This is a genomic window from Streptomyces sp. MMS24-W38, assembly GCF_059889265.1.
In genome coordinates this window covers 3,579,170-3,604,857 of sequence record NZ_JCBCPP010000001.1, presented here as the reverse complement: position 1 = coordinate 3,604,857, position 25,688 = coordinate 3,579,170, and the positions used below count along the sequence as shown (strand labels likewise).

General features: G+C 73.7%; 26 protein-coding genes. 16 read left to right on the top strand and 10 right to left on the bottom strand.

The features are described 5' to 3' along the window. The first annotated feature begins 118 nt into the window (after positions 1 to 118). The 4 genes from AC6F7H_RS15375 to AC6F7H_RS15360 all read left to right on the top strand — a co-directional run bounded on the left by AC6F7H_RS15375 (position 119) and on the right by AC6F7H_RS15360 (position 3,718). Positions 119 to 1,558: an MFS transporter gene (locus AC6F7H_RS15375; protein ID WP_500757540.1), complete on the top strand. Its 1,440-nt coding sequence runs from the start codon at positions 119 to 121 to the stop codon at positions 1,556 to 1,558. Between the two features lie 63 nt (positions 1,559 to 1,621). Further along, positions 1,622 to 2,119, top strand: coding sequence for a DUF2771 domain-containing protein (locus AC6F7H_RS15370; RefSeq protein WP_500757539.1), 498 nt, complete (start codon positions 1,622 to 1,624; stop codon positions 2,117 to 2,119). A gap of 62 nt (positions 2,120 to 2,181) precedes the next feature. Continuing rightward, the gene (locus tag AC6F7H_RS15365) at positions 2,182 to 2,877 is read left to right on the top strand and encodes a futalosine hydrolase (RefSeq protein ID WP_500757538.1); all 696 of its coding nucleotides are present in this window, start codon (positions 2,182 to 2,184) and stop codon (positions 2,875 to 2,877) included. Continuing rightward, the gene (locus AC6F7H_RS15360) at positions 2,867 to 3,718 is read left to right on the top strand and encodes a 1,4-dihydroxy-6-naphtoate synthase (RefSeq protein WP_500757537.1); all 852 of its coding nucleotides are present in this window, start codon (positions 2,867 to 2,869) and stop codon (positions 3,716 to 3,718) included. Before AC6F7H_RS15365 ends, AC6F7H_RS15360 begins: the two co-directional genes overlap by 11 nt. Positions 3,719 to 3,747: 29 nt before the next feature. On the opposite strand, the gene AC6F7H_RS15355 is transcribed toward AC6F7H_RS15360, so the two are convergent. After that, the gene (locus AC6F7H_RS15355) at positions 3,748 to 4,131 is read right to left on the bottom strand and encodes a cold-shock protein (RefSeq protein ID WP_202278384.1); all 384 of its coding nucleotides are present in this window, start codon (positions 4,129 to 4,131) and stop codon (positions 3,748 to 3,750) included. A gap of 164 nt (positions 4,132 to 4,295) precedes the next feature. Here AC6F7H_RS15355 and AC6F7H_RS15350 point away from each other — a divergent pair, with 164 nt between their 5' ends. Beyond that, positions 4,296 to 4,544 carry a hypothetical protein gene (locus AC6F7H_RS15350; RefSeq protein ID WP_500757536.1) on the top strand — a complete coding sequence of 83 codons (249 nt, stop codon included), beginning with the start codon at positions 4,296 to 4,298 and terminating at the stop codon, positions 4,542 to 4,544. Positions 4,545 to 4,733: 189 nt separating this feature from the next. On the opposite strand, the gene AC6F7H_RS15345 is transcribed toward AC6F7H_RS15350, so the two are convergent. Together AC6F7H_RS15345 and AC6F7H_RS15340 are read right to left on the bottom strand one after the other, a co-directional pair. Further along, positions 4,734 to 5,390, bottom strand: coding sequence for an HAD family hydrolase (locus tag AC6F7H_RS15345; RefSeq protein ID WP_500757535.1), 657 nt, complete (start codon positions 5,388 to 5,390; stop codon positions 4,734 to 4,736). 31 nt (positions 5,391 to 5,421) lie between these two features. Further along, positions 5,422 to 6,483 carry a hypothetical protein gene (locus AC6F7H_RS15340; protein WP_500757534.1) on the bottom strand — a complete coding sequence of 354 codons (1,062 nt, stop codon included), beginning with the start codon at positions 6,481 to 6,483 and terminating at the stop codon, positions 5,422 to 5,424. 119 nt (positions 6,484 to 6,602) lie between these two features. On the opposite strand from AC6F7H_RS15340, the gene AC6F7H_RS15335 reads away from it, so the two are divergent. The 4 genes from AC6F7H_RS15335 to AC6F7H_RS15320 all read left to right on the top strand — a co-directional run bounded on the left by AC6F7H_RS15335 (position 6,603) and on the right by AC6F7H_RS15320 (position 13,771). Further along, positions 6,603 to 9,197, top strand: a complete 2,595-nt coding sequence (locus AC6F7H_RS15335) for a helicase C-terminal domain-containing protein (RefSeq protein ID WP_500757533.1) — start codon at positions 6,603 to 6,605, stop codon at positions 9,195 to 9,197. A 32-nt stretch (positions 9,198 to 9,229) separates the two neighbouring features. After that, a complete protein-coding gene (locus AC6F7H_RS15330) occupies positions 9,230 to 9,604 on the top strand; it encodes an iron chaperone (RefSeq protein ID WP_500757532.1) in 375 nt (124 codons plus the stop codon). A gap of 149 nt (positions 9,605 to 9,753) precedes the next feature. Then, positions 9,754 to 11,397 (top strand): DNA repair helicase XPB, encoded by a 1,644-nt coding sequence (locus AC6F7H_RS15325; RefSeq protein WP_500757531.1) that lies wholly within the window; start codon positions 9,754 to 9,756, stop codon positions 11,395 to 11,397. A gap of 655 nt (positions 11,398 to 12,052) precedes the next feature. Then, complete coding sequence (locus AC6F7H_RS15320; protein WP_500757530.1) at positions 12,053 to 13,771, top strand: alpha/beta hydrolase; 1,719 nt, start codon at positions 12,053 to 12,055, stop codon at positions 13,769 to 13,771. Here AC6F7H_RS15320 and AC6F7H_RS15315 read toward each other — a convergent pair whose 3' ends face one another. Further along, entirely contained in the window at positions 13,772 to 13,975 is a 204-nt protein-coding gene (locus tag AC6F7H_RS15315; protein WP_500757529.1) for a hypothetical protein, read from the bottom strand. A 365-nt stretch (positions 13,976 to 14,340) separates the two neighbouring features. Here AC6F7H_RS15315 and AC6F7H_RS15310 point away from each other — a divergent pair, with 365 nt between their 5' ends. Continuing rightward, entirely contained in the window at positions 14,341 to 16,416 is a 2,076-nt protein-coding gene (locus AC6F7H_RS15310; protein ID WP_500757528.1) for a HelD family protein, read from the top strand. 30 nt (positions 16,417 to 16,446) lie between these two features. On the opposite strand, the gene AC6F7H_RS15305 is transcribed toward AC6F7H_RS15310, so the two are convergent. From AC6F7H_RS15305 to AC6F7H_RS15295, 3 genes are all read right to left on the bottom strand, one after another. Then, on the bottom strand, positions 16,447 to 17,145 hold the full coding sequence (locus AC6F7H_RS15305) for a copper homeostasis protein CutC (RefSeq protein WP_500757527.1): 699 nt from the start codon (positions 17,143 to 17,145) through the stop codon (positions 16,447 to 16,449). A gap of 104 nt (positions 17,146 to 17,249) precedes the next feature. Continuing rightward, a complete protein-coding gene (locus AC6F7H_RS15300) occupies positions 17,250 to 17,930 on the bottom strand; it encodes a maleylpyruvate isomerase family mycothiol-dependent enzyme (protein WP_500757526.1) in 681 nt (226 codons plus the stop codon). Positions 17,931 to 17,993: 63 nt separating this feature from the next. Continuing rightward, positions 17,994 to 18,878, bottom strand: a complete 885-nt coding sequence (locus AC6F7H_RS15295) for an alpha/beta hydrolase (RefSeq protein WP_500757525.1) — start codon at positions 18,876 to 18,878, stop codon at positions 17,994 to 17,996. A gap of 400 nt (positions 18,879 to 19,278) precedes the next feature. Between AC6F7H_RS15295 and AC6F7H_RS15290 the strand changes: the two genes are divergently transcribed. The 3 genes from AC6F7H_RS15290 (at position 19,279) to AC6F7H_RS15280 (ending at position 21,103) form a co-directional block, all read left to right on the top strand. Continuing rightward, a complete protein-coding gene (locus AC6F7H_RS15290; RefSeq protein WP_500757524.1) occupies positions 19,279 to 19,923 on the top strand; it encodes an HD domain-containing protein in 645 nt (214 codons plus the stop codon). Between the two features lie 53 nt (positions 19,924 to 19,976). After that, positions 19,977 to 20,273: a hypothetical protein gene (locus tag AC6F7H_RS15285; protein WP_500757523.1), complete on the top strand. Its 297-nt coding sequence runs from the start codon at positions 19,977 to 19,979 to the stop codon at positions 20,271 to 20,273. A 296-nt stretch (positions 20,274 to 20,569) separates the two neighbouring features. Next, on the top strand, positions 20,570 to 21,103 hold the full coding sequence (locus AC6F7H_RS15280) for a GNAT family N-acetyltransferase (RefSeq protein ID WP_500757522.1): 534 nt from the start codon (positions 20,570 to 20,572) through the stop codon (positions 21,101 to 21,103). On the opposite strand, the gene AC6F7H_RS15275 is transcribed toward AC6F7H_RS15280, so the two are convergent. Both AC6F7H_RS15275 and AC6F7H_RS15270 read right to left on the bottom strand, forming a co-directional pair. After that, a complete protein-coding gene (locus tag AC6F7H_RS15275) occupies positions 21,085 to 21,393 on the bottom strand; it encodes a DUF4031 domain-containing protein (RefSeq protein WP_500757521.1) in 309 nt (102 codons plus the stop codon). The two genes, AC6F7H_RS15280 and AC6F7H_RS15275, sit on opposite strands and share 19 nt — an antisense overlap. After that, on the bottom strand, positions 21,390 to 21,812 hold the full coding sequence (locus AC6F7H_RS15270; protein ID WP_500757520.1) for a DUF8819 family protein: 423 nt from the start codon (positions 21,810 to 21,812) through the stop codon (positions 21,390 to 21,392). The genes AC6F7H_RS15275 and AC6F7H_RS15270 overlap by 4 nt, the downstream gene beginning before the upstream one ends. A 55-nt stretch (positions 21,813 to 21,867) precedes the next feature. Between AC6F7H_RS15270 and AC6F7H_RS15265 the strand changes: the two genes are divergently transcribed. The 3 genes from AC6F7H_RS15265 to AC6F7H_RS15255 all read left to right on the top strand — a co-directional run bounded on the left by AC6F7H_RS15265 (position 21,868) and on the right by AC6F7H_RS15255 (position 24,470). Next, a complete protein-coding gene (locus tag AC6F7H_RS15265) occupies positions 21,868 to 22,776 on the top strand; it encodes a MurR/RpiR family transcriptional regulator (protein WP_500757519.1) in 909 nt (302 codons plus the stop codon). A 142-nt stretch (positions 22,777 to 22,918) separates the two neighbouring features. Then, positions 22,919 to 23,860: an N-acetylmuramic acid 6-phosphate etherase gene (gene murQ, locus AC6F7H_RS15260; RefSeq protein ID WP_500757518.1), complete on the top strand. Its 942-nt coding sequence runs from the start codon at positions 22,919 to 22,921 to the stop codon at positions 23,858 to 23,860. Between the two features lie 40 nt (positions 23,861 to 23,900). Next, positions 23,901 to 24,470: a hypothetical protein gene (locus AC6F7H_RS15255; RefSeq protein WP_109379304.1), complete on the top strand. Its 570-nt coding sequence runs from the start codon at positions 23,901 to 23,903 to the stop codon at positions 24,468 to 24,470. 51 nt (positions 24,471 to 24,521) lie between these two features. Here the strand turns inward: AC6F7H_RS15255 and AC6F7H_RS15250 are convergent, their stop codons facing one another. Then, positions 24,522 to 25,652: an NADH:flavin oxidoreductase gene (locus AC6F7H_RS15250; RefSeq protein ID WP_500757517.1), complete on the bottom strand. Its 1,131-nt coding sequence runs from the start codon at positions 25,650 to 25,652 to the stop codon at positions 24,522 to 24,524. Between the last annotated feature and the right edge of the window lie 36 nt (positions 25,653 to 25,688).

The following is a 25,688-nucleotide window of genomic DNA, read 5'->3' as shown; positions in this document are numbered from 1 at the left end:
TTCTCAGGTGTTCCCGGGCACCGCGCGCCGGTGCCGCGTTCCGCCGGAAGCCGCACGCCACGGGGCCGTCGAGGCGGTTGGGGCACTACGGACCGCCGTATCGGGCACTATGAACGTCGTGGCTACCGCGAGGACACCCCAGGGCGCCACCGGGACCGGTGGGCCGAACGGGGCCAGAGTCAAAGGGAAGGCCCGACGCCTCACAGCGGACAGGCCGGGCGGCCGTCTGCGCGCGGTCGGCCGCGTCCTGCGCTTCCCGGTGACCGGAACCGCACGCGGAATCCGCCGGGCCACCCACGCGCACGGCGCCGGGGAGTCCGGGCTCGGCAAACTGATCGAGCTGCACGGTGTGAACGGCGCCGGCGACGTCATGATCACCGTCGCGCTCGCGTCCACCGTCTTCTTCTCCGTGCCGACGGACGAGGCACGCGGCCGGGTCGCGCTCTACCTCGCCATCACGATGGCGCCGTTCACCCTCCTGGCCCCGGTGATCGGCCCGCTCCTGGACCGCCTCCCGCACGGCCGCCGGGCCGCGATGGCGGGCGCGATGCTCGCCCGCGCGCTGCTCGCCCTGGTGCTGTCCGGCGCGGTGGTCACCGGCGGCATCGAGCTGTATCCGGCCGCGCTCGGCGTACTGGTCTCCTCCAAGGCGTACGGGGTGGTCAGAAGCGCCGTCGTGCCCCGACTGCTGCCGCCCGCGTTCTCCCTGGTGAAAGCCAACTCGCGGGTCACCCTCGGCGGGCTGCTGGCCACCGGCATCGCGGCACCGATCGGCGCGGGGCTGCACCAGATCGGACCGCGCTGGCCGCTGTACGGCGCGTTCGTGCTCTTCGTCACGGGCATGTTCCTGTCCTTCCGGCTGCCGTCGAAGGTGGACTCCGCCAAGGGCGAGCACACGGCGCTGCTCGCGGCGGACGAGACCCATCTGCACGGCCCGCACCGCAAGCCCGTCAAGCGGCCCGGCCTGCGCACGGTCGGCCCGGCCGTCACCCACGCGCTGGCCGCCAACGCCTCCATCCGCTGCCTGACCGGCTTCCTGATCTTCTTCCTCGCGTTCCTGCTGCGCGAGCATCCGATGACCGGCCAGAGCGCCGCCGTGTCCCTGGGCGTCGTGGGGGTGGCGGCGGGCACGGGCAACGCGCTCGGTACGGCCGTCGGGGCGTCGCTCAGGTCCCGCGCGCCGGAGATCATCATCGTGATGGTGGTGGCCTGTGTGGCGACCGCGGCGATCACGGCGGCGGCGCTGTTCGGCACGGTCGTGGTGGCCTGCCTCGCCGGGGTCGCCGGCTTCGCGCAGGCGCTGGCCAAGCTGTCCCTGGACGCGCTGATCCAGCGGGACGTGCCCGAGACGGTCCGCACGTCGGCGTTCGCACGCTCCGAGACGCTGCTGCAGATGTCGTGGGTGCTGGGCGGGGCGATCGGTATCGCGATGCCGCTGATCGGGTCGCTGGGCCTCGCGGTGGGCGCCGCGATCGTCACCACGGGCTGGCTGACCACCGTCCGCGCGCTGATCGGCTCCGCCCGGCACGGGGGCCACGGACGCGCGCGAGTGGCGTAACGCTCCGGCCACGCCGTACCCCCACGTGGGAAGCTGACCGGACGTGCCCGATAACCTTCGCCCATGACCACGTTGCCCCGCGGCACAGCCGCTCGAAGTGACCGCGCTGTGCGACGGCGCCGTGCCGTCGTCGCCGCCGGTGCCGTATCCGCCGGACTGCTCGTCCTGTCGGCCTGTGAGAAGCCGACGGCGATGTCCACGATCACCGTGGGCGGTGACTCGGTGTCCTCCGAGGCCACCTGCGGCGGTGAGGGCAAGGCCCTGAAGGCCGCCGACCTGACGTCGTGCCTGAAGGACAAGGACATCAAGGAGATCTCGGTCGACCCGGACGAGACCGTGCGCTTCGGTGTCGACCCGGACCTCGCCGACAAGGGCTGGACGATCCTGATGAACGGTCAGCCGCTGACCGACTCCAGCACCAAGACCTACCGCACCATCCCCGGCAGCGTGTTCTTCAACGCCCAGTACGGCGCACAGGGCAACTCGACCCTGGTGTCGATCAAGCAGGGCGAGAACGAGGCCACGGGCCTGTGGTCCTTCCGGCTGAAGAAGGAAGCCTGATCACGCCGTCCGCCGGGACGCCCCCCGCTCCCAGGGGACCTGGAGCGCGGGGAGGCGTCCTCGTGGCCACCGCCGTCCCCGCCGAACGGGACGCGGTGGCCCGGGCATTCCCGGGTGCCGCGCAGGAGAGGGCCCTGCCCGGGGCGAGTGTCGTCGAGATCGCCGACGGCCCCGATCTGATCGCCGCCGGTGTCGGCCCGGCCCTCGCCGCCGCCTCCACGGCCACCGCGCTCACCGCCGCCGCTCTGGACGGCCGCCCCTACGGCCTGGTCGTCTCGGCCGGGATCGCCGGCGGTTTCCCGCCGCACGCGCCCCTCGCCTCGCTCGTCGTCGCCGACGAGATCACCGCCGCCGACCTGGGCGCCGAGACGGCCGACGGCTTCCTGCCGGTGACCGACCTCGGCTTCGGCACCGTCACCCACCGTCCCCCCGTCGCCCTGGTCCGGGAGGTGGCCGCCGCGTCCGGCGCGCTCACCGGTGCCGTGCTCACCGTGTCGACGGTGACCGGCACCGCGGCCCGCGCCGCCCTGCTCCGCGACCGCCACCCCGGCGCGCTCGCCGAGGCCATGGAGGGCTTCGGCGTCGCCGAGGCCGCCGCCGCGCACGGCGTACCCGTGCTGGAGATACGGGCGGTGTCGAACCCCGTCGGCCCGCGCGACCGCGCCGCCTGGCGTGTCGGTGACGCCCTGAACGCCCTCACCGAGGGCTTCGGGAAGATCGCGCCCGTCCTGGAGAGTTGGAACCGGTATGACAGTTGAGCAGCAGCGACTGGGGATCGTGTACTCCCCCTGCCCGAACGACACCTTCGTCTTCGACGCCCTCGCGCACGGCCGCGTCCCCGGCGCGCCGGCCCTCGACGTCACCTTCGCCGACATCGACGTCACCAACGGCATGGCCGAGCGCGGCGAGTCGGACGTGCTGAAGGTGTCGTACGCGGCCCTCCCCTACGTCCTCGACGAGTACGCGCTGCTGCCCTGCGGGGGCGCGCTGGGCCGGGGCTGCGGACCGCTGGTGCTGACCAGGGAGCCCGGGGAACTCACCGGGCGCACGGTCGCCGTGCCCAGCGAGAAGTCGACGGCGTACCTGCTGTTCCGGCTGTGGGCGGCGGACGTGGTGCCCGGTGGGGTCGGGGAGATCGTGGTGATGCCGTTCCACGAGATCATGCCCGCCGTACGGGACGGAAAGGTGGACGCCGGGCTCGTCATCCACGAGGCGCGCTTCACGTACCAGGACTACGGACTGCACCGGCTCGCGGACATGGGTGAGCACTGGGAGCGGACCACCGGGCTGCCGATCCCGCTGGGCGCGATCATCGCCAGGCGGTCCCTCGGAGCGCGGACGCTGACCCTGCTCGCCGACTCGATCCGCGGCTCCGTACGGGCCGCCTGGGACGACCCCGAGACGGCGCGGCCGTACGTCATGGCGCACGCCCAGGAGATGGACCCGGCCGTCGCCGACCAGCACATCGGGCTGTACGTCAACGAGTTCACCGCCGACCTCGGCGAGGACGGCTACGCGGCCGTACGGGGCCTGCTGACGCGTGCGGCGGCCGAGGGACTGGTACCGCCCCTCGGCCCGGACGCACTGCGGTTCCCCTGACCCGTACCGGTACCGGACGTCCGGCCGGGTCAGACGTCCAGCTGGTCGGCGACGGCGCGCAGGAGCCCGGCGATCTGCTTCCCGGAGGTGCGGTCCGGGTAGCGGCCCTTCTCCAGGTTCGGCGTGAGGTTCTCCAACAGGGTCGTCAGGTCCTGGACGATGGAGGCCAGCTCGTCGGGCTTCTTGCGCTGGGCCGCCGCGACCGACGGGGTCGGGTCGATGACGGTCAGGGACAGGGCCTGGTCACCTCGCTGCCCGGCGACCACGCCGAACTCCACCCGCTGACCCGGCTTCAGTGTCTCGACTCCGGCGGGGAGGACCGAGGAATGGACGAAGACGTCACCGCCGTCGTCGCGGGAGAGAAAGCCGAAGCCCTTCTCACTGTTGAACCACTTGACTTTGCCGGTGGGCACGTCTGTCCTCGTCCTCGTACTCGTCGGGAAACCGCTTCTGAAAACTGCTCTTGATAACGCTCGGGCGGGTCCTGGTGACCCGCCGCAACCAAGGCTAATGGTCTTCGGGCAGGTGACAAGACGTCGCCCGGTAGTTCCCTCCGGCCAGGAACTACCCTGGTCCGGTGGCTGACAAAACCCAAGCGAATTCCACGGCGCCCGGCGACGGCCTGGTCCGGGCCGGCGGCGTCGTCTTCATCATCGGTGCCGTGGCCACTCTGGTCACGGTGGCCCCGTTGTTTTTCGGTATGGAGCCCTTTCCGACGTACATGTTCGTACTGAGCATGCTCATGGGGGTCGGATTCCTGATGGCCGGCGCGGGAGTACTCCGCTCGGTCGCGGCGGGCCGCCGTCAGGCACGCGCCGGGCAGTGACCCCGTCAGACGCCTGCCGCGCGGTCAGCCGCCGCGGGCGCGCCGCACGCTGAGCCGTCAGGCCCCCGCCGGGCAGCACCCCGCCAAGGCGCGCGCCGGGCACCGGCCCCGTCAGGCGCGCCCCGCGCGGTGAGCCGTCAGGCGCGCCCCGCGCGGTGAGCCGTCAGGCGCGCCCCGGGCGGTGAGCCATCAGGGGCGTGCCGAGCGGTGGTCCGAGAGCCAGCCGGGGAATTCGGTCAGGTCGGCGAGGACGACGTCCGCGCCCGCCGCGCGCAGTTCCGCCGGGTCGCACGGGCCGGTGGCGACCGCGACCGCCAGCGCTCCGGCGGTCCGCGCGCCGCGCACATCACCCACATGGTCGCCGACGTACACACCCGCGTCGTACTCGCGCAGCGCCAACGCCTTCTGCTCGGCCCACAGATCGCCGATCACCGCGTCCGGTTCGATGCCGAGGTGGGCGAGGTGCAGCTTGGCGTTGGGCTCGTGCTTCGCGGTGACGACGATCGCGCGTCCGCCCGCCTCCCGTACGGCCGCCATGGCGTCGCGGGCGCCGGGCAGCGCCGGCGTGGGGGCTATGGCGTACGTCGGGTACATCGCCCGGTACAGGTCCGCCGCCTCCTCGACCCGCTCGGCCGGGAACCAGTTGACCAGTTCGTCCTCCAGGGGCGGCCCCAGCCGGGTGACGACGAGATCGGCGTCTATGTGGGTGCCGGTCCGCTCGGCCAGCGCCAGGTAACAGGCGCGGATACCGGGCCGGGAGTCGATGAGCGTCATGTCGAGGTCGAAGCCGACGGTGAGCGGCGCGGACGGAAACGGGGCGGACGGAGGAGGGGTCATAAAGGCCATACCCGCCATTGTGCCTGCGACTCTTGCGAGGTCAGCGGGGGCGTTGGGAGCGCCAGGCGAGGAACAGGGCCGAGGCCACCGCCGCGGCCCGGACCACCCAGGGCCAGGTCTCGGAGACGGCGTCGTCCATGGTGCCGTCGGCGATGGGGGTGCCCCAGCGTTCCTCGGTCCGGCCCCAGAGCCAGACGATCCCGCCCGCGGTCGCGAGGCCCGGCAGGACGACGACCGCCCACTTGATCTCGGCCTGGGTGAGGCGGCGGGAGGCGTAGGCGATGACCCAGCCGAGGAGCAGGGCGAACCAGTTGCCCAGGAGGGCGCCCACGACCAGCAGGCCCGCGGCGACCAGGAGCAGGGGGTTGCTCCAGCGGCCGGACGGGAGGCGTGGGAACCGGCGCCCGGCGGAGCCGGTTCCGGTCTCGGCCTCGGTTCCGGGTCCGGCTTCGACGGCGGCCGGCGCGGGCGTCTTCCCGTGGGGGCCCTTCGTCCCGTCCGGTTCCCTCGACGGCGGGGGCTTGAGCAGTTCGGGGATCTCCACGCCGCCGACGAAACCGGTGACCTCGTCGCCGACGCCGAAGGGGCTGTCGTCCACCCGCCACCAGTCGGGCTGGGTGGTGCTGTCCCCGAGTTCGTCCGTACCGGCCTGGTGCGGCGGGGACGGTACGCCGGTGGAGGGGGGCGCGGGGTGCGGGTTCCCGGCCGGACGGGGGCGGGGGACGGCGCGGCGCAGGACGTCCCTCGCGCGCCCGCCGCGGTCCCCGCTCCGCTGGGCGGGGACCGCGGCGGGCGGCGGTGCGGGTCTGTTCGCGGTGGGCCCCTCCGGCCGGAGATCCGCGCCGCCGGTCCCGGCCGCCCCGGCCGTCCCGGAGGGGTCCGCGGCCGCCGCCACGACCTCGTCCGGGGTGCCCATGCGGGAGATGATGCGGCGCACGGCGGCCGGGGAGTCGACCGCGGACCTCGCCCGGCGCCGGTCGATCTCGTCGCGCAGCCGGGCGACCAGACCCATCCGGGTCGCCGACGGCAGCTGCCGCTGCTGCGCCACGTCGCCGACGCGGCTCAGGTACTCGTAGACGACCTGGTCACTCTCGATACCCACGAAGTCCCCTCCGGGGCGGATGCGTTGGTACACGACGTCGGACGACGGTACCGCGAGTCCGGCCGGCCGTCCCAACTCCGCGCACCCCACCGGCGTACCCACCCGCTACCGTGAGGCGGATGAGCACCGAGGAGAAGCCCGCGGCGGCCCCCCGATCCCTCGCGGAGGCACTCCGGGGACGGGACGACGCCGGGCTTGCCGCGCTCCTGCGCAGCAGGCCGGACCTCATCACGCCCGTGCCCACCGACCTCACCCAGCTCGCCACCCGGGCCGGGACCCGTGCCTCGGTCGTGCGGGCCCTGGAGCGGCTGGACCGGTTCGCGCTGCAGACCGCGCAGGCGCTGGCCGTGGCGGCCGATCCGGCGTCGTACGACGAGCTGCTCGGGCTGCTGGCGGGCGACGAGGGCGACCCCGCGGTGTCCGCCGCGCTGCCGCAGGCCGTGCGGACACTGCGCGAACAGGCGCTGGTGTGGGGCGGCGACGACCGGATGCGGCTGGTCCGCACGGCCCGTGAGCTGCTCTCCCCCTCCGCGCAGCACCCCTCGCCGACCGGTCTCGGCCCGAGCGTGCGGGAGGCGACGGCCGGGATGTCCCCGGGGCGGATCCAGGAGATCGTCACGGCGGCCGGGCTGCCGTCCACCCATGACTCGGTCTCCGCGGTGACCGCCCTGACCGGGCTGTTCACGGACCGGGCGCGGATGTCGGCGTTGCTCGCCGAGGTGCCGTCCGAGTCGATGGAGGTGCTGGAGCGGCTGGTGTGGGGACCGCCCTACGGCCAGGTCACCGCCGAGCCGGCGCCCCGGCTGCGCCTGCTGCTGGACCGGGGGCTGCTGCTGCCGACGGGGCCCGGGACGGTCGTCCTGCCGCGTGAGGTGGCGCTGCATCTGCGGGGCGGGCGGGCGCACCGGGTGACCGAACCGGTGGCGCCACCTGTTGAACCCGTGCCTGCGACCGCGCACCGTCCACAGGCTGTGGACGCGGCGGCGGCCGGGCAGGCGTACACGGCGCTGGCGACCGTCGAGGAGCTGCTGAAGGACTGGGACGAGGGCGGTCCGACGGTGCTGCGGTCCGGCGGGCTGAGCGTGCGGGACCTGAAGCGGACCGCCGTCGCCCTGGACGTGCCCGAGCCGGTCGCCGCGTTCTGGGTCGAACTGGCCTACGCGGCGGGATTGTTGGCCTCCGACGGGGAGGCCGACGAGCGGTACGCGGCGACCCCGGCCTACGACACCTGGCTGGAGCGGCCCGCCGCCGAGCGCTGGACGGTGCTGGCCACGGCGTGGCTGGCGGCGACCCGGACCCCGGGGCTGGTCGGCGGGCGGGACGCGAAGGACCACACGGTGGCGGCGCTCGGCCCGGGGCTCGACCGGTCGGCGGCGCCCGAGGTGCGGCACCGGGTGCTGGCGCTGCTGGCGGGGCTTCCGGAGGGGGCGGCTCCGGTGGCCGAGACGGTGTGGGCGCGGCTGCGGTGGGAACGCCCGCCGCGCGCCGGCGGGGGCGACGGCGAGGACCTGCGCTCCCGGCTCGCCCGGTGGACGCTCACCGAGGCGGAGATGCTGGGGATCACCGGCCGGGGGGCGCTGTCGGCCCACGGGCGGGCGCTGCTCGGTCTGCCCGCGCCGAAACCGGCCCCCACGGCGGAACCGGAGCCCCGGGGGCCGGGCGACCGGTTGCCGGTCCACCATCGGCCGGTCCACCACCGGTCGGCCCCGCAGCCGGCCCCCCTCTCCCCCGCCGAGCCGAGGAACATCGCCGCCGCAGCCCGGCTGCTGGCCCCGCTGCTGCCCGAACCGCTGGACCACGTCCTGCTCCAGGCCGACCTGACGGCCGTCGCGCCGGGCCCGCTGCAACGGCCGCTCGCGGACATGCTGGACATACTCGCGGACGTGGAGTCGAAGGGCGGGGCGACCGTCTACCGGTTCACGCCGGGCTCGGTACGCCGTGCCCTGGACGCCGGACAGGCCGCCGCGGACCTGCACGCCTTCCTCGCGGCGCACTCCCGCACACCGGTTCCGCAGCCGCTGGCGTATCTGATCGACGACGTGGCCCGCAGGCACGGGCATCTGCGGGTGGGCGCGGCCTCCGCGTACGTGCGCTGCGACGACGAAGCGGTACTGAACGAGATCCTCGCCGACAAGCGGGCCGCGGGGCTGGGGCTGCGCCGTCTCGCGCCGACCGTGCTGGCCGCGCGGGCCGATCCGGCCGGCCTGCTGGAGGGGCTGCGCCAGATGGGGTTCGCTCCGGCCGCCGAGTCCGCCGAGGGCGACGTCCTGATCACCCGCGCCCATGCCCGCCGCACCCCGCCGCGCACCCCGCCCGAGCCGGTTCCGGAGGGGCCGCCGGTGCCCGACGACACCCTGCTCACGGCGGCGATCCGGGCCGTACGGGCGGGTGACCTCGCCTCCACCGCCCCCCGCAAGCCCCGGGCCGGGGCAGGGGAGGCGACCGGAGCGGGGAGCGGGGGCGGCGAGCTGCCGCGCACCGGGTCCGCCGAGACCCTCGCCACCGTGCAGGCCGCCGTCCTCACCGGCGAGGCGCTGTGGATCGGCTACGTCAACGCCGAGGGCGCGGCCAGCCAGCGCGTCATCGCCCCGGTCCGCGTCGAGGGCGGCTTCGTCACGGCGTACGACCACACCGCCGACGAGGTCCGTACCTATCCGCTGCACCGGATCACGGGCGTCGCGGAACTGGCAGAACCGGCGGACGACGAAAGCTGAGCCCGCTCCGCGGCGCGGCGTAGGCTCCACCCATGGTGCGGAGCACGGTGCAGGACGTCGAAAGCTACCTCGCGGAGGTCCCGGAGCCACGCAGGGCCACGCTGGCCGAACTGCGGCGGTTGTGCAGGGCGGAGCTCCCGGGCTTCACCGAGGTGATGGCGTACGGCATGCCCGCCTACGAACGGGACGGCAAGGCCGAGATCGCCTTCGCCTCCCAGAAGCAGTACCTGTCCTTCTACCTCCTGCGTGGCGACGTCCGTGCGGCCTTCGAGAACCGGCTGGCCGGGCAGGACATGGGCAAGGGCTGTCTGCGGTTCCGCAAGCCGGAGGATCCGGCGACCATCGACTTCGACCTGGTGCGCGACCTGCTCCGGGCCACAGCGGCCGAGCCGGGCCCGATCTGCTGACGTACACCGGCGATCCGCTGACGAGCTCCCGCCCTCCGGACCCAAAGTGACGGGCGTCACTCCGGATCCCGGAGGGCGGGCGATCAGGCAAACTGGGCGTTTGGCCGAGCTGTGCCCGTGCCGAGCCCGTCGCAGAAAGGCAGCCGCGCGTGAATGGTCCGCTCATCGTCCAGTCCGACAAGACGCTTCTCCTGGAAGTCGACCACGAGCAGGCGGACGACTGCCGTCGCGCCATCGCGCCCTTCGCCGAACTGGAGCGGGCCCCGGAGCACATCCACACCTACCGGGTGACCCCGCTCGGCCTGTGGAACGCGCGGGCCGCCGGCCATGACGCCGAGCAGGTGGTGGACGCGCTGGTGCAGTACAGCCGCTACCCGGTGCCGCACGCGCTGCTCGTCGACGTCGCCGAGACGATGGACCGCTACGGGCGGCTCAGCCTGCTCAAGCACCCGGCACACGGCCTCGTCCTCACCAGCACCGACCGGCCCGTACTGGAGGAGGTGCTGCGCTCCAAGCGGATCGCCCCGCTGGTCGGCGCCCGCATCGACCCGGACACCGTCGCCGTGCACCCCTCGGAGCGCGGGCAGATCAAGCAGACGCTGCTGAAGCTGGGCTGGCCCGCCGAGGACCTCGCCGGGTACGTGGACGGCGAGGCGCACCCCATCGAGCTGGTCGAGGACGGGTGGGCGCTGCGCCCGTACCAGAAGCAGGCCGTGGAGAACTTCTGGCACGGCGGCTCCGGCGTGGTCGTCCTCCCCTGCGGCGCGGGCAAGACGCTGGTCGGCGCCGGTTCGATGGCCCAGGCGAAGTCGACCACGCTGATCCTGGTCACCAACACCGTCTCGGCCCGGCAGTGGAAGCACGAGCTGGTGAAGCGGACCTCGCTGACCGAGGACGAGATCGGCGAGTACAGCGGGACGAGGAAGGAGATCCGCCCCGTCACCATCGCCACCTACCAGGTGCTGACGACCCGTCGGAAGGGCGTCTACCCCCACCTGGAACTCTTCGACTCCCGGGACTGGGGCCTGATCCTCTACGACGAGGTGCACCTGCTGCCCGCCCCCGTCTTCAAGTTCACGGCCGATCTGCAGGCCCGGCGGCGGCTCGGCCTGACGGCGACCCTGGTGCGTGAGGACGGCCGCGAGTCGGACGTGTTCTCGCTGATCGGGCCGAAGCGGTTCGACGCGCCGTGGAAGGAGATCGAGGCGCAGGGCTACATCGCGCCCGCCGACTGCGTGGAGGTCCGGGTCAACCTCACCGACTCCGAACGGATCGCGTACGCGACGGCGGAGACCGAGGAGAAGTACCGCTTCTGCGCGACGACCGCCACCAAGCGGAAGGTGACGGAGGCGATCGTGCGCCGCTTCGCCGGTCAGCAGATCCTCGTCATCGGGCAGTACATCGACCAGCTGGACGAGCTGGGCGAGCACCTGGACGCCCCCGTGATCAAGGGCGAGACGTCGAACGCGCAGCGGGAGAAGCTGTTCGAGGCGTTCCGGCAGGGCGAGATCGGCGTGCTGGTCGTGTCCAAGGTCGCGAACTTCTCGGTCGACCTGCCGGAGGCCACGGTCGCCGTCCAGGTGTCGGGCACCTTCGGGTCCCGGCAGGAGGAGGCCCAGCGGCTGGGCCGGGTCCTGCGGCCCAAGGCGGACGGCCACCAGGCCCACTTCTACTCCGTGGTCGCCCGCGACACCATCGACCAGGACTTCGCGGCCCACCGCCAGCGCTTCCTGGCGGAACAGGGCTACGCCTACCGCATCGTCGACGCGGACGAACTCCTCGCGGAGAGCTGAGCGGGCGCCTCCGGGGCGTCGTCCCCGGGAGCGTCGTCCCCGGGAGCGTCGTCCCTCGGGTCGTCGTCCCTCGGGAAGGTCGAACGCCGGCGGGAAGGTCGAACACCGGCAGGATGATGAACAGCGGCGGCACCGGGGAGAGGAAGGCCGCCGCGACACACGGGGCCGACCTACGGGTTCTCCAGGGCGGCAGCCAGGACGTGAGCCAGGCGCAGAAGGTGAGGACGCCGCCGAGGAGCCTCGCCCAAAGGACCACGCCCAGGGCGGTCCTCAGGTCCTGCGAGCAGTCGTCGGGGCCGCGACTGCCGGTCGCCACGGGGGACATCGCTCCCACCGGCAGCTCCACCGGTCCCGGGACCGCCGGGAGCACGGCCGCGACGGTGGGCGCCGTCCAGGCCCGGCGGGCCCGCTCGGCCGGGTGGGGCACCGGGGGCCTCAGGGGGCGAAGGCGGTCGTGGCTCATGGTGCCCCGGTCAAGCCGCGTGACCGGTGCCCGCGCATCGGCGTACGTACTCGGACGGACGGGGGCGGGTCACTCACTTCAGCACCCGAACGGACGCGTGTCGGTTGCCCGGTCGGCGGACCGCCGATGGTATGACAGCGGGTCCGCTGCCGCGGGCCCGACTCCCGGTCGCCGCGAGGGAAGGGCCTGCCCATGCCACGGACCGCCACCGCCACACGGATACCCCTCACCCGAGCCGCCGGCGCGGCGGCCGGAGCACTGGTGCTGCTGCTCGGGGCGGTCGGCCCGGCGTCCGCGGGCGGACCGGGCGGCGGCGACGGCGTGGTGCTGCGGTGGCGGGACTGCCCGGACGTCGCGCAGACCGGGTTCGAGTGCGCGACGGCGAACGTGCCCCTGGACCACACCCGCCCCGGGGACCGCACCATCGAGCTGGCGGTGATCAGGCACCGCGCCGCCGCGCCGGACCGGCGGGTCGGCACGCTGTTCTTCAACCCCGGCGGCCCGGGCAGCCCCGGCACCGTGGGACTGCCGCAGCTGTACGACAGGTTCCCGGAGGAACTGCGGGACCGCTACGACATCGTCAGCTGGGACCCGCGCGGGGTCGGCGAGAGCACGGCCGTACGCTGCTTCGACACCGCCGAGGAGGCCGCCGCCTGGCAGACGAAGGTCCCGCCGTTCCCGGTGGGCGAGCGCGAGCAGCAGGCGTTCGCCGCCGCGTACGCCGACCTCGCGAAGCGGTGCGAGCAGCGCGATCCGCAACTGCTGCGCCATGTCTCGACCGCCGACACCGCCCGCGATCTGGACCTGCTGCGCGCCGCGGTGGGCGAGCGGCAACTGCGGTACTGGGGCGTCTCGTACGGCACACTGCTCGGCGCGACCTACGCGAACCTGTTCCCCGAGCGGGTCGGACGGCTCGTCCTGGACGGGAACGTGGATCCGCTCGCCTGGCTGGGCGAGGGCGGGGCGGCGGGTGGGTCCGAGGAGGTGAACACGTTCCTGCGGCTCGGCTCCCACCTCGGTTCGGCCGACACGCTGGCGCAGTTCCTCGACCACTGCGGGCGCGCACCCGTGACCGCTTGCGTCTTCTCGGCGGGCACCCCGGCGGCCACCCGCGACAAGTACGACACCCTGCTGCGGCGCCTCGCCGCACGGCCGGCCGGCGACTGGACGTACGCGAGGGCCGTGAGCGAGGTGCGCGGCGGGCTCTACACCGTGCACCCCGGCTGGACCGGTGTCGCGGACCTGCTGGAGGCGCTGTGGTCCGGCCGGCCCCTCCTGGCACCAGGCGTCCCGGCGGGTGGCCCGGCGCGCTACCCGGGCTTCGAGCAGCCGCTCGCGGTGATGTGCGCGGAGAGCCCCAACCCGCGGTCACCACTGCGCTACCCCGAGCTGGAGCGGCGGGCGGTGGCGGAGTCCGGGGAGCTGGCTCGCTGGTGGGTGTGGGCCAACGAGCCGTGCGCCACGTGGCCGGCCCGGGCGGCCGACCCGTACACCGGCCCGTGGGACCGGGCCACCGCCCATCCGGTGCTGGTGGTGAACACGACCCACGACCCCTCCACCCCGTACCGGGCGGCCCAGGACATGGTCGGGGAACTGGGCGACGCGCGGCTGCTGACCCTGGACGGTTACGGGCACACCGCGCTGGACAACCCGAGTGCGTGCGTGGGACGGCACGTGGTGCGGTACTTCCTCACCGGCACGCTGCCGCCGAAGGGCGCGCGGTGCACGCAGGACCTCCCGCCGTTCGCCCCGCCGGCCGAGGCGCCGTCGGCGTCGGAACCGATGCGGGCGCAGCCCGGGACTCCCGCCGGAGACCTGCCGCGGGCCGCGACCCCGGGCGGGCCACTGCCGTCGTCGTACGGCGCCTGGCCCCTGGAGGTCGTCGAGGGCCTGCTTCCGCCGCGTACGTGATCAGCGGCGGCGGACGCCGGCCTCCTCGTCGTACTTGCCGAGGACGGTGACCGAGAAGAAGGCCTCGGCGAAGACCCTGACGGCGCGCAGGGCGCTGCCGACACGGTGCGGGCAGTGGTGGACGGAGCCGGTGGCGGTGGCACCGCGGCGCAAAGGGCCCCGGTCACCGGCCCGGTCGCCTGCGATGAAGGTCGCTGCGCTCATGTGTCCAGAGTGCGCCGGATCACCCGTTCGGAGCATCAGCCCTCGGGCCCTGCTTCGGGTCCCACCCGGTCCCCCCTGAGGCGGCCGGCCTCCCCTGCGAGGAGGACCCGGAACCTCGAGAACCCCTGAGGGGTACGGCCGGGAGGGAAACCGTTCGCCCTCGGGGCCGGCGGCCGACTAGAATCTCCCGCTCGCCCCGGCCGCGTTGTCAGCGCTGTCAGCGCTGTCAGCGCTGTCCGCGTTGTCCGCGTTGTCCGGGGATTCCCGCCTCCCTCGCCGGAGCGCCACCGCCCGGACGGAAACCGGCCGGTCAGCCATGCCGTGATCATGCGGCATCACCGTCAGCACCAGCCGGAGGCAGCCCCGTGCCCGCGCACGTCCCCGAACCCGCCCCCACGCCCGCGCCCGCCGATGCCGGCCCGCTGGACCGCGAACGCGCCCACCTCGCCGCATCCCGTACCGCCCTGCGGGCCATGCGCGCGGACGTCGAGGCCCTCGACCTGAGTGACGTCACCGCGAACTGGGTCAACGCGCAGATCCTGGAACGCCAGATGGCGGAGCGCGTCAAGGCACTGGCCGACCTCAGCGACACCCCGCTGTTCTTCGGCCGGCTCGACTACCTGCACGCCCCGGGCGCCGAGGGTGCGGAAGGAGTCGAGGGCGAGGTCTTCTACGTCGGTCGCCGCCATGTGCACGACGCCGACGGCGACCCGATGGTGATCGACTGGCGGGCGCCGGTCTCGCAGCCGTTCTACCGGGCGTCCAAGAAGGACCCGATGGACATCGCGCTGCGCCGCCGTTTCGGCTACACCGGTGGCGACCTCACGGCGTACGAGGACGAGCACCTGTCCGACCCGGCCGAGGCATCGGTCACCAGCAAGCTGCTCCAGCAGGAGATCGAGCGCCCGCGCGTCGGCCCGATGCGGGACATCGTCGCCACCATCCAGCCCGAGCAGGACGAGATCGTACGGTCCGGCCTGTCGGGCAGCGTCTGCGTGCAGGGCGGCCCCGGCACCGGGAAGACCGCCGTCGGCCTGCACCGGGTGGCGTACCTCCTGTACGCCCACCGCGAGCGGCTGGCCCGCACGGGCACGCTGGTCGTCGGGCCGAACCGGTCCTTCCTGCACTACATCGAGCAGGTGCTGCCCGCGCTGGGCGAACTGGCGGTCGGGCAGGCGACGGTGGACGACCTGGTGGCCCACGTCGAGGTGCGCGGGACGGACGACGCGCGGGCCGCGCTCGTCAAGGGCGACGCGAGGATGGCCGAGGTCCTGCGCCGGGCCCTCTACGCGCACGTGACGATGCCCACCGAACCGGTCGTCGTCGTACGCGGCTCACGTCACTGGCGGGTACCGGCGTACGAACTGGAGGAGATCGTCCGCCAGTTGCTCGACCGCGACATCCGCTACGGCGCCGCCCGCGAGGCCCTGCCGCAGCGCGTCGCGCACGCCGTGCTGGTGCGGATGGAGCGTGCCGGGGAGGCGCCGGACGACAGGGTGCAGGACACGGTGGCCCGCAACAGCGCGGTGAAGGCGGCGGTGAAGACGGTCTGGCCGGCCGTCGACCCGGCGAAACTCGTCCTGCGCCTGCTGGCGGACCCGGACTTCCTGGCCGATCACGCGGCCGGACTGCTGGACGAGGACGAGCAGAAGGCGATCCTGTGGACGAAGCCGGCGCGGTCGGTGCGGTCCGCGAAGTGGTCGGCGGCCGACGCGGTCCTGATCGACGAGGCCACCGACCTGATCCGGCGCACCCCCTCCCTCGGGCACGTGGTGCTCGACGAGGCGCAGGACCTCTCCCCCATGCAGTACCGGGCAGTGGGCCGGCGCTGCACCACCGGCTCGGCGACCGTCCTCGGCGACCTGGCACAGGGCACCACCCCGTGGGCGACCCGGAGTTGGCAGGAGGCACTGGCCCACCTGGGCAAACGGGACGCGGCTGTCGAGGAGTTGACCGCGGGTTTCCGCGTCCCGACGGACGTGATCGCGTACGCCTCCCGGCTGCTCCCGCACATCGCGCCGGGGCTGACGCCGGTGGCGTCGATCCGTGACAACCCGGGCTTCTTCGAGGTCCGCCCGATCAGCGGCAGCGGCGAAGTGGTGTCGGCCTGCCGTGAGTTGCTGGGCCACGAGGGTTCGGTCGGCCTGATCGCCACGGACGCCCGCTTCCCGGAACTGGCCCGGGAACTCACCGCGGCGGGCCTCGGGCACGTCGCGCCCGGCCAGGAGACGACGCACGACACCCGGCTCACCCTGGTCCCGGCGTCCCTGGCGAAGGGCCTGGAGTACGACTACGTCGTCCTGGACGAGCCCCGCGCGGTCGTCGACGCCGAGCCCGACGAACGCACCGGCCTGCGCCGCCTGTACGTCGCCCTGACCCGAGCGGTCTCGGGCCTGATCGTGACCCACGCGGCCCCGCTGCCGGAGCATTTGCTGAACTGATCCGGCCCATGGAGCCGGTGTCAGCCGGTGTCAGCCCCCGTCCACCACCCGGCGCCACTCGGCCACGGCCTCCGCCGAGACGGGCCCGTCCCACCCGTCCGGCCGCGCCGCGCCGCCGATGTGAAAGGCACGGATCCCGGCGCCGAGCAGCGTGGGCACCTGCTCCAGCCGCAGCCCGCCGCCCACGAGCAGCTGCTGCTCGTACCCGGGTTCGCCCTGCCCCCCTCGCCGGGCCTCGGCGAGCAGCGTCGGCAGCCCGTCGGCCACCCCGCCGGGCGCGCCGGCCGTGAGGTAGGCGTCGAGGCCCGGCAGCCCGTCGAGTTGCTTGCGCAGGGCGTCGCGGTCGGCGGCGCGGTCGATGGCACGGTGGAAGGTCCAGCGGCAGCCGTCCAGCGCGCCGACCACCCGCTCCACCGCGCCCAGATCCACACCGCCGTCCGCGTCCAGGAACCCGAGGACGAACTCCTCGGCCCCCGCGTCCCGCATCTCCCGCGCCGTGTCCACCAGCCGGCCGAGGTCACCCGCGGCGAACCCGTCCGCCAGCCGCAGCATCACCCGCGGCGGGATGTCGACGGCCCCGCGCACGGCGGCGACGGTGCGGGCGGACGGGGTGAGCCCGTCGGCGGCCATGTCGGTGACCAGCTCGAGCCGGTCCGCGCCCCCGGCCTGCGCGGCGACGGCGTCCTCGACGTCGAGGGCGATCACCTCCAGGACTGCACGCTTGCTCATGGGACCCCATTCCTCGGCATCGGTCGGCGGCGACTAGAGGTCTAGTCCAATCCACCCTACGCCCGCCACCCGAGGATCCGCGCCCCTGGAGCCCTCGCCGCGCCTCACTCGTCGAAGATGTTCAGCTCCGCCGCCTGTGCCCCGGCCAGCTCGTACGCGGCGCCGTCCACCGGCCGTCCCGCGTAGAGCCGTACGAGCGTCGGCCCGTCCCCGATGTACCGCGCCGGGGGCCTCCGGCCCGAGGTGTCGCCCAGCCGCAGGGGCTCGTCCACGTCGTCGAGGTCGGCATGCAGCGGAAGGTGCCCCTTGCGACCGGTCACGTAGGCCAGCAGGGAGAACGCGGACGGCAGCCCCGCACCCGCGTACGCGCCGGGCTCCCCGAACGCCTCGCGCACGTCCCCCGCGTGCACCCACTCGCCCAGCGCGAGGACGTCCAGCGCCCCGTCCGCCTTCGCGATCACCGGCCCGGCCTCGGTCATCCCGCGCTCGAGCTCGTCCACGACGCGCCGGTTGCTCCATTCGGCCCGCTCGGCGATGTCCCGGTCGTTCGACTCGGGCGAGAACACCCCCTCCTCGAACCGGCGCTCCACCACCCGCGTCAGCGCGGCCGAGCAGTGCGCCAGCACCCCCCGCACCGTCCACCCCGGACACGCCACCACCGGCAACGCGAAGTCCGCGTCGGACCTCCTCCGCAGCAACGGGATCAGCGCGTCCCGCTCGACGGTCAGCAGCCGCCCGGGCAGCTCCGGGTCTCGTACGTTCTGCACATCCGCAGGAGTCGTCATGCCATCCACGCTAGTGGCGGCTCCGCCCACGGGAGGGGAACCGTTGCGGGGCGGGCGCGGGGGTCATTCCGTGAACGGGGCCGGGGCCGGGAGCGCGGCGAGTTCGCCCAGGGTCCGGGCCGCCGGCGCCGGATCGACCAGCCACTTCAGGTGACTGCCCGCGAGCGTGCGGACGTCGTACGGGTTGTCCGGCGTCAGCTCGTCGCCCTCGCGGATCAGCCGGTCCTGCAGGGCGAGCGGCATGCTCGCGTCGTCGGCCAGGCGGACGAAGGTCTTCGGGACACGCCCCCAGGTCGCCGCCTGCGCCCGGTCGGCGGAGGTGCCGACGTCCAGGTTCTCGTCGGGCTGGAAGGTGTTCAGGAAGGTCAGGAACTCCTCGTCGGTGCCGTCGGCGAGGAAGGCCGCCTTGAGCGCCGCGAGGGCGGCCGGGTCCGCGGTGCGGAAGTTGGCGCGGAGCAGGCCGAGTTCGGCGGGGTTCCCGGCCATCGCCAGGCCCAGGGAGGCGGCGTCGACCGTGGCCATCTCCGGCTCGGCGTAGTAGTCGCCGACGTCGAGCGCGACCGGGCACCAGGCCGCGACGTAGACGATGCGGTCGATCAGGTCGGGCCGCGCGTTGGCCGCGGCCGTGGCCGTGACGCCGCCGCGGCTGTGGGCGACGAGGATCACCGGGCCGTTCCGCCTGGCCCGCTCCAGGACCCCGATCAGGTGCGCGGCGTTGTCGGCGAGCGTGACGCCCTTGATCGCACCGGGCGCGGTGGCGAGCCCTTCGGGATCCTGCGGCGCCTGGTAGGCGCGGGTGTAGGTCGCCGCGAAGCCGTGGCCGGGCAGGTCGACGGCGACCGAACGGTGCCCGAGCAGGCCGAGTTCGGCCTGGAGCGGCGCGAAGGAGAAGGAGTTCGCGAAGGCTCCGTGGACCAGTACGAACGTCGGTTGCACCTGGCGGCTCACTTTCTGCTTTCTCGCGGCATCGGCGATCTTTTCCGGAAAGCACTCGGGCCGCTCCCGAAGGAGCGGCCCCAGGACCTGGTGCAGCCATGTGCACCGTGTTCTGTCTGCTGCCGCCAATGCTGCCAAGGCCGACGGAAGCGGTCCAAGCCGACGCCACGCCATTCTTTTCTTTACGGCGTTTTTCGGTCAGTGCGTGTGGCGTGCATGAGCGATGAACGCGGACCAAGCGGCCGGGGCCACCGTGAAGGTGCCTCAACCGGTGTCCTTGGAGTCGCGGACATGGACGCGGGCGGAGAGGGCGGCGCCCGCGTCAGAAGGAGGGCCGGGCAAGACGGTACGGGCCGAGCTGGAGCTCTGTGGCGAAGTTCCCGCGATCCGCCGGGTCGGGAAGAATGGCCGTATGGTCGACACCGACGTCCTGCGCGCCCGTTTCGCCCGTGCTCTGGAGGGGGCCCGGGGTTCCGGGGGCGGGCCCGACCCTGTGCCGTATGCCGAGAACCTGCTCGCCCGCTGGCAGGAGCCGCAACGGCACTATCACACGCTCGCCCACCTCACCGCCGTGCTCGATCACGTCGACGAGCTGGAGGCGTACGCGGACGACCCGGACGTCGTGCGGCTGGCGGCCTGGTTCCACGACGCCGTGTACCTGCCCGACCGCTCCGAGAACGAGGAGCGGTCCGCGCGGCTCGCCGAGCGGGCGCTGGCCGAGGCCGGGGTTCCGGAGGCGAAGGTCGCCGAGGTGGCGCGGCTGGTGCGGCTCACCGTCACGCACGATCCGGCCGAGGACGACCGGGACGGTCAGGTGCTGTGCGACGCCGACCTGGCGGTCCTCGCCTCGCCCCCGTCGGCGTACGCCGTCTACACCGCCGCCGTCCGCGCGGAGTACCACTTCGTGCCGGGCGACGCCTTCCGCGAGGGCCGGGCCGCCGTCCTGCGCCAACTCCTCGCCCTGCCCCGCCTGTTCCGCACCCCGCACGGACAGGAGCACTGGGAGGCCACCGCCCGGTACAACATCGGCTCCGAGCTGGAACTGCTGACGCAATGAGGCCGACCGGAGTAGCGTCATAGACCAGCTCTCTGCTGGAAGGATCACATTCCGTGAGTGAGCAGCCCGTCCATCCGGAAGCGCCTGTCGAACCGCCGCCCATGCGGACCCTCGGCGAAGTCCGGGCCGCCCTTGCCGCCGGGCTTGGTTTCCCGGGCGACCTGGCCCGCCTCGAAGCCGAACTGGCTGCCACCCTCAACCGTGTCGACTTCACGGACCTGCGTGAGGTGTCCGAGCTGATCGCGACGTATCGCGGGCATGTCCTGACACGCTGCGATCCCGGCTTCGAGGCCTCCCCCGCCGAGGGCGTCGAGCTGGCCCGCGCGTTGAAGCTGGAGAGTCCCCTTTGACCGAGCCGACGGCCGTCGTGGAAGTCACGCACACGCACGCAAGCGCCTCGACCTCCTGGGCCCCGCCGCTGAGGCGGTCGTCGAGGCGTTACGTACAGAGCTGGAGCGGACGCAGCAGCTGGGCCGTCGCGTCCGTGTACTCGACCGGGGCGCGGAGGTCTGGGTGACGCGTGTCGAAGCCCGTGCGAACTGCCCCGCCTTGTCCGTCACGTATGTCCACCTTCCCCACCCGGCTCCCCCGACCTGCGCCATCGTGTCGGTCGTACCGGACGACTCGGGGAACGAAGGGGGCGAGGATGACAAGGGCTGACGAGCCGGCGGGCGAGAGCACGATCCGCATACCCACCGACCGCCTCACCCTGGCGAGCATCACTCCCGCGGTCGCGTCCGACCTGTCGTCGAGCGGTGACGGCGGCTACCGGTGGGTCGGTTCCGCTCCCGCCGACGGGACCCGGGTGGGGGCCGGGTTGATGGTCAAGCAGTACGAGGAAGGGACCTTCCACCCGGAGTGGACCATGTATGTCCTGGTCCGGCGGGAGGACGACCTCGCGGTGGGCGCCATGGGATTCCACCGCGCTCCGGACGGGGACGGCCGTGTGGAGATCGGCTACGACCTCGTCGAGGGCGCCCGCGGTCACGGCTACGCCACCGAGGCGCTGCGCGCGCTGTCGGCGTGGGCGCTCGCGCAGGACGGCGTGCGGACCGTCACCGCCGTCATCGACCGCGCCAACGTGCCCTCGCAGAACGTCGTCACCCGCGCCGGATTCACCCGGGTCGCCGAGAACGCGGGTGAGAACGCAAGCGAGTACGTCTACGAAATCCGCCGCTGAACCACGCCGTCACGCACCACGCCGTCGCGCACCGTGCTCTTGCGCACCCGCAGCCCCGCCCCGTACAGCAGCCGCACCACCTCGCGGCTGCTGACCTCCACCGCCCCGGCGAGCACGACGTCCGGGTACCGGTGCTGGGGGATGTCGTAGTGGTCGCGTTCGAAGGCGCGGCGGGGGACACCGAGGGAGGCGGCGAAGGCGTGCAGTTCGTCGTAGGAGACGTCGCTGACGAGGTGGGACCAGAGTCGGCCGTGTCCCGGCCAGGTGGGCGGGTCGATGTACAGGGTCACGTCGAGGCCGCCCCGCCCAGCGAGCCGACCGCCGCGACCTTCACGCCCGCCAGGTGGCACACCCAGTGCGGATCGGGGCCCAGTTCCGGTTCCACCTCCAGCGCGTGCGGGTCGCCGGAGCCGCACACCGGGCACAGCGGCCAGCGGCCGTACCGCTCCAGCAGGGCGTCCTGCACGTCCTGGGCGACCAGGCCGGCGACGAACCCGGCGCCCTCCGGCCACTGCTCGACCCACCAGCGGCGGTGCGCGACGGACTCCTCGACGAGCGAGACGACGTCCGCCTCGGCGACCTCGTGCGCGACCAGGTCCGCGAGCACGAGCGCGCGGGCCGCGTGCAACGCCTGCTCCAGGGGACTGACAGGGCCGACGGGGGTGTCGTCGGGATCGCCGGGATCGCCGGGATCGTCATGGGGGGCCATACCCCCATTGTGCGCACCCTTGACCGCACCACCGAAACGAAAATATCTTTCAAGGGTGACCCAGGACGTGAAGGAAATTTTCGCTCCGCCCGCCCCCGCCGCCCTCGCGGCCAAGGTGCGCACGCTGGCCCCCTCGATGACCCGTTCCATGCATCGGGTCGCCGAGGCCGTCGCGGGTGACCCGGCCGGCTGCGCGGCCCTCACGGTCACCGGCCTCGCCGAGCTCACCGGCACCAGCGAGGCCACCGTCGTCCGCACCGCCCGCCTGCTCGGCTACCCCGGCTACCGCGACCTGCGGCTCGCCCTCGCCGGGCTCGCCGCCCAGCAGCAGTCCGGCCGCGCGCCCTCCATCACGACCGACATCGCGGTGGACGACCCCATCGCCGACGTCGTCGCCAAGCTCGCCTACGACGAGCAGCAGACCCTCGCCGACACCGCGGCCGGGCTGGACACCGTCCAGCTCGGCGCGGCCGTCGCGGCGCTGGCCGGCGCCCGTCGGACGGACGTGTACGGCATCGGCGCCTCCGGCCTGGTCGCCCAGGACCTCACCCAGAAGCTGCTGCGCATAGGCCTGATAGCCCACGCCCCCAGCGACCCGCACCTCGCCGTCACCAACGCGGTGCAGCTGCGCGCCGGTGACGTGGCCGTCGCCATCACGCACTCCGGGTCGACGGGGGACGTCATCGAACCGCTGCGGGTGGCCTTCGAGCGCGGGGCGACGACGATCGCGGTGACCGGCCGCCCGAACGGCCCCGTCACCCAGTACGCCGACCACGTACTGACCACGTCCACGGCCCGCGAGAGCGAGCTGCGCCCGGCCGCGATGTCGTCCCGGACCAGTCAACTCCTGGTGGTGGACTGCCTGTTCGTCGGCATCGCCCAGCGCACCTACGAGTCGGCGGCCCCGGCCCTGTCCGCGTCGTACGAGGCCCTGGCCCACCGGCACCGGAGCGGCCCGCGGTAGCGGACGGGGGCTCGGGGGACACAGCGGGGCCGAGCACGCCCCGCCACGGTTCCGGCGCCGGCCGGAGACACCGGACACAGACACCGCACACAGATCACCGGACACAGACCACCGGACACAGACCACCGGAGAGAACCGTTCCATGAGCCACACGTCCGAACCCCGTGGTCTCCGCGCAGAGTTGGAGACTCTGACCACCGAGGCGTTCCGTCCGGAGCTGGCGGACGTCGACCGGCTGCCCACCCTCGACATCGCCCGGCTGATGAACGGCGAGGACGCCACCGTGGCCGGTGCCGTGGCCGAGCAGCTGCCGCGGATCGCCGCCGCGATCGACGCCATCGCCGACCGGATGGCCCGGGGCGGCCGGCTGGTCTACGCGGGCGCGGGCACCGCCGGCCGGCTCGGCATCCTGGACGCCTCCGAGTGCCCGCCGACCTTCAACACCGACCCCGCCAGGGTCGTCGGCCTGATCGCGGGCGGCCCCGGCGCCATGGTGACCTCGGTCGAGGGCGCCGAGGACTCGGCGGAGCTGGCCGCGTCCGACCTGGCCGCGCTGGGGCTGACCGCCGACGACTCGGTGGTCGGCGTCTCCGCCTCCGGGCGCACCCCGTACGCCGTCGGCGCCGTCACCCACGCCCGCGCGCGGGGCGCGCTGACCGTGGGCCTCTCCTGCAACCCGGGCAGCCCGCTCGCCGCGGCGGCCGAGCACGGCGTCGAGGTGGTCGTCGGCCCGGAACTCCTCACCGGCTCCACCCGCCTCAAGGCCGGCACCGCCCAGAAACTCGTCCTGAACATGGTCTCGACGATCACGATGATCCGGCTGGGCAAGACGTACGGGAACCTGATGGTCGACGTCCGCGCCTCCAACGAGAAGCTGCGCGCCCGCTCCCGCCGCATCGTCGCCCTCGCGACCGGCGCGGCGGACGCCGACATCGAGCGCGCCCTGGCCGCCACGGACGGCGAGGTCAAGCACGCCATCCTGGTCCTGCTCGCCGACGTGGACGGCCCGGCGGCCACCCGCCTGCTGACCGAGGCGAACGGCCACCTGCGCGCGGCGCTGGCGGCTGCGGCCGGCCGGCCGTGACGGCTGGGATACTGGACCTCCCCCCACCCGGAGACGAACCATGAACCACGCGCAGCTCACCGCCCTGGGCCGCGCCCTGCGCGTCCTCGGCGAGCACGGCGAGGCGCTGGCCGCCGACACGCCGGACGCCAAGCTGCACGAGGTGCGGGCCGACCTGAAACGCGCGCTGGACCGGCTGGAGGAGAGCGTCGAGACGGCCGCGCCCAGCACCCGCTGCCCCGAGCACCCGACCGGGCCGGTCGACGAGAGCGCCCCCGACCTGTGCCTGCTGTGCGAGACCCGGCGCCGGACCGCCCGCCGCGCCGAGTTCAACGGACCGGCGCCCCACCACCCGCCCACCGAGCCCGTCCCGTCCCGGTACGGGATGCACGGCGACCGCCCCCAGCCGCAGCAGCGCTGGCTGCCGGAGCTGTGGAACGGTCAGGCGTGGCAGCTGTGCGGCACCCCGCGCCGGGACCGGCGCGAGGCCGAGCTGTACATCGCGGCGCAGCGGCGCGGGCCCCGGCCCGCCATGGCGTACCGGGTCGTGCACGAGTTCACCGACTACGAGGTGCTGCGCGTGTGGGGGACGCCGGTCCGGGCCGACATCGAGCCGTTGGGCGGCCCGTAGCCGACGGGGCCTGCAGGCCACGCACCGGAACCGCCCGCAGCCCGGCGCAGCTCAGCTCAGTGTCCGCAGCGACGCCGCGTCGTACGGCTCGAGCTCGTCGAAGCGCCCGCCGAGGACCTTCGCCGCCCAGTCCGGGTCCTGGAGCACCGCGCGCCCCACGGCGACGAGGTCGAACTCGTCACGCTCCAGCCGGTCGAGCAGGTTGTCGAGGCTGCCCAGTTCGGCGCCCTTCCCCCGGAACGCGTCCTGGAAGTCCCCGTTCAGGCCGACCGAACCGACCGTGATGGCGGGCCTGCCGGTCAGCTTCTTCGTCCAGCCGGCCAGGTTCAAATCCGAGCCCTCGAACTCCGGGAGCCAGTAGCGGCGGGTGGAGGCGTGGAAGGCGTCGACACCGGCCGCCGCGAGCGGGGCGAGGATCGCCTCCAGCTCCTCGGGGGTCTCGGCGAGGCGGGAGTCGTAGGCGTCCTGCTTCCACTGGGAGTACCGGAAGATGACCGGGAACCCGGGCGAGACCCGCTCGCGGACCGCCGCGACGACCTCCGTCGCGAACCTCGCCCGCGCCACCGGGTCGCCGCCGTAGGCGTCGGTGCGGCGGTTGGTGCCCGCCCACAGGAACTGGTCGATCAGGTAGCCGTGGGCGCCGTGCAGCTCCACGCCGTCGAAGCCGATGCGCTCGGCGTCCGCCGCGGCCTGCGCGAACGCCTCGACCACGGCGTCGATGTCGGCCTGCGTCATGGCCTTGCCGGTGCCTTCGGTGCCGTCGGTGCGTACGCCGGACGGGCCGACCGCCGGGGCCTCGGGATACGGCGCCTGCCCCTGCTTGCGGACCATCCCGATGTGCCACAGCTGCGGCACGATCGTGCCGCCCGCCGCGTGCACCGCCTCGGCTACCTTCGTCCAGCCGGCCAGCTGCTCCTCACCGTGGAACCGCGGCACCCGGTCGCTCAGCCCGGCCGACTCGTGCCCCACGTAGGTGCCCTCGGTGACGATCAGTCCGACACCGGCGGCGGCCCGCCGGGCGTAGTACGACACCACGTCCTCACCGGGAACCCCGCCCGGCGAGAACATCCGGGTCATCGGCGCCATCGCGATGCGGTTCGGCACGGTGAGGCCGTTGATGGAGACCGGGCGGGACAGGATCCCCGAGGCTCGGGCGGCGGTGGTGGAGGCGGCGACGGTCATGTGGGGGCTCCTCATGGGATGTACCAGTCGGTATGT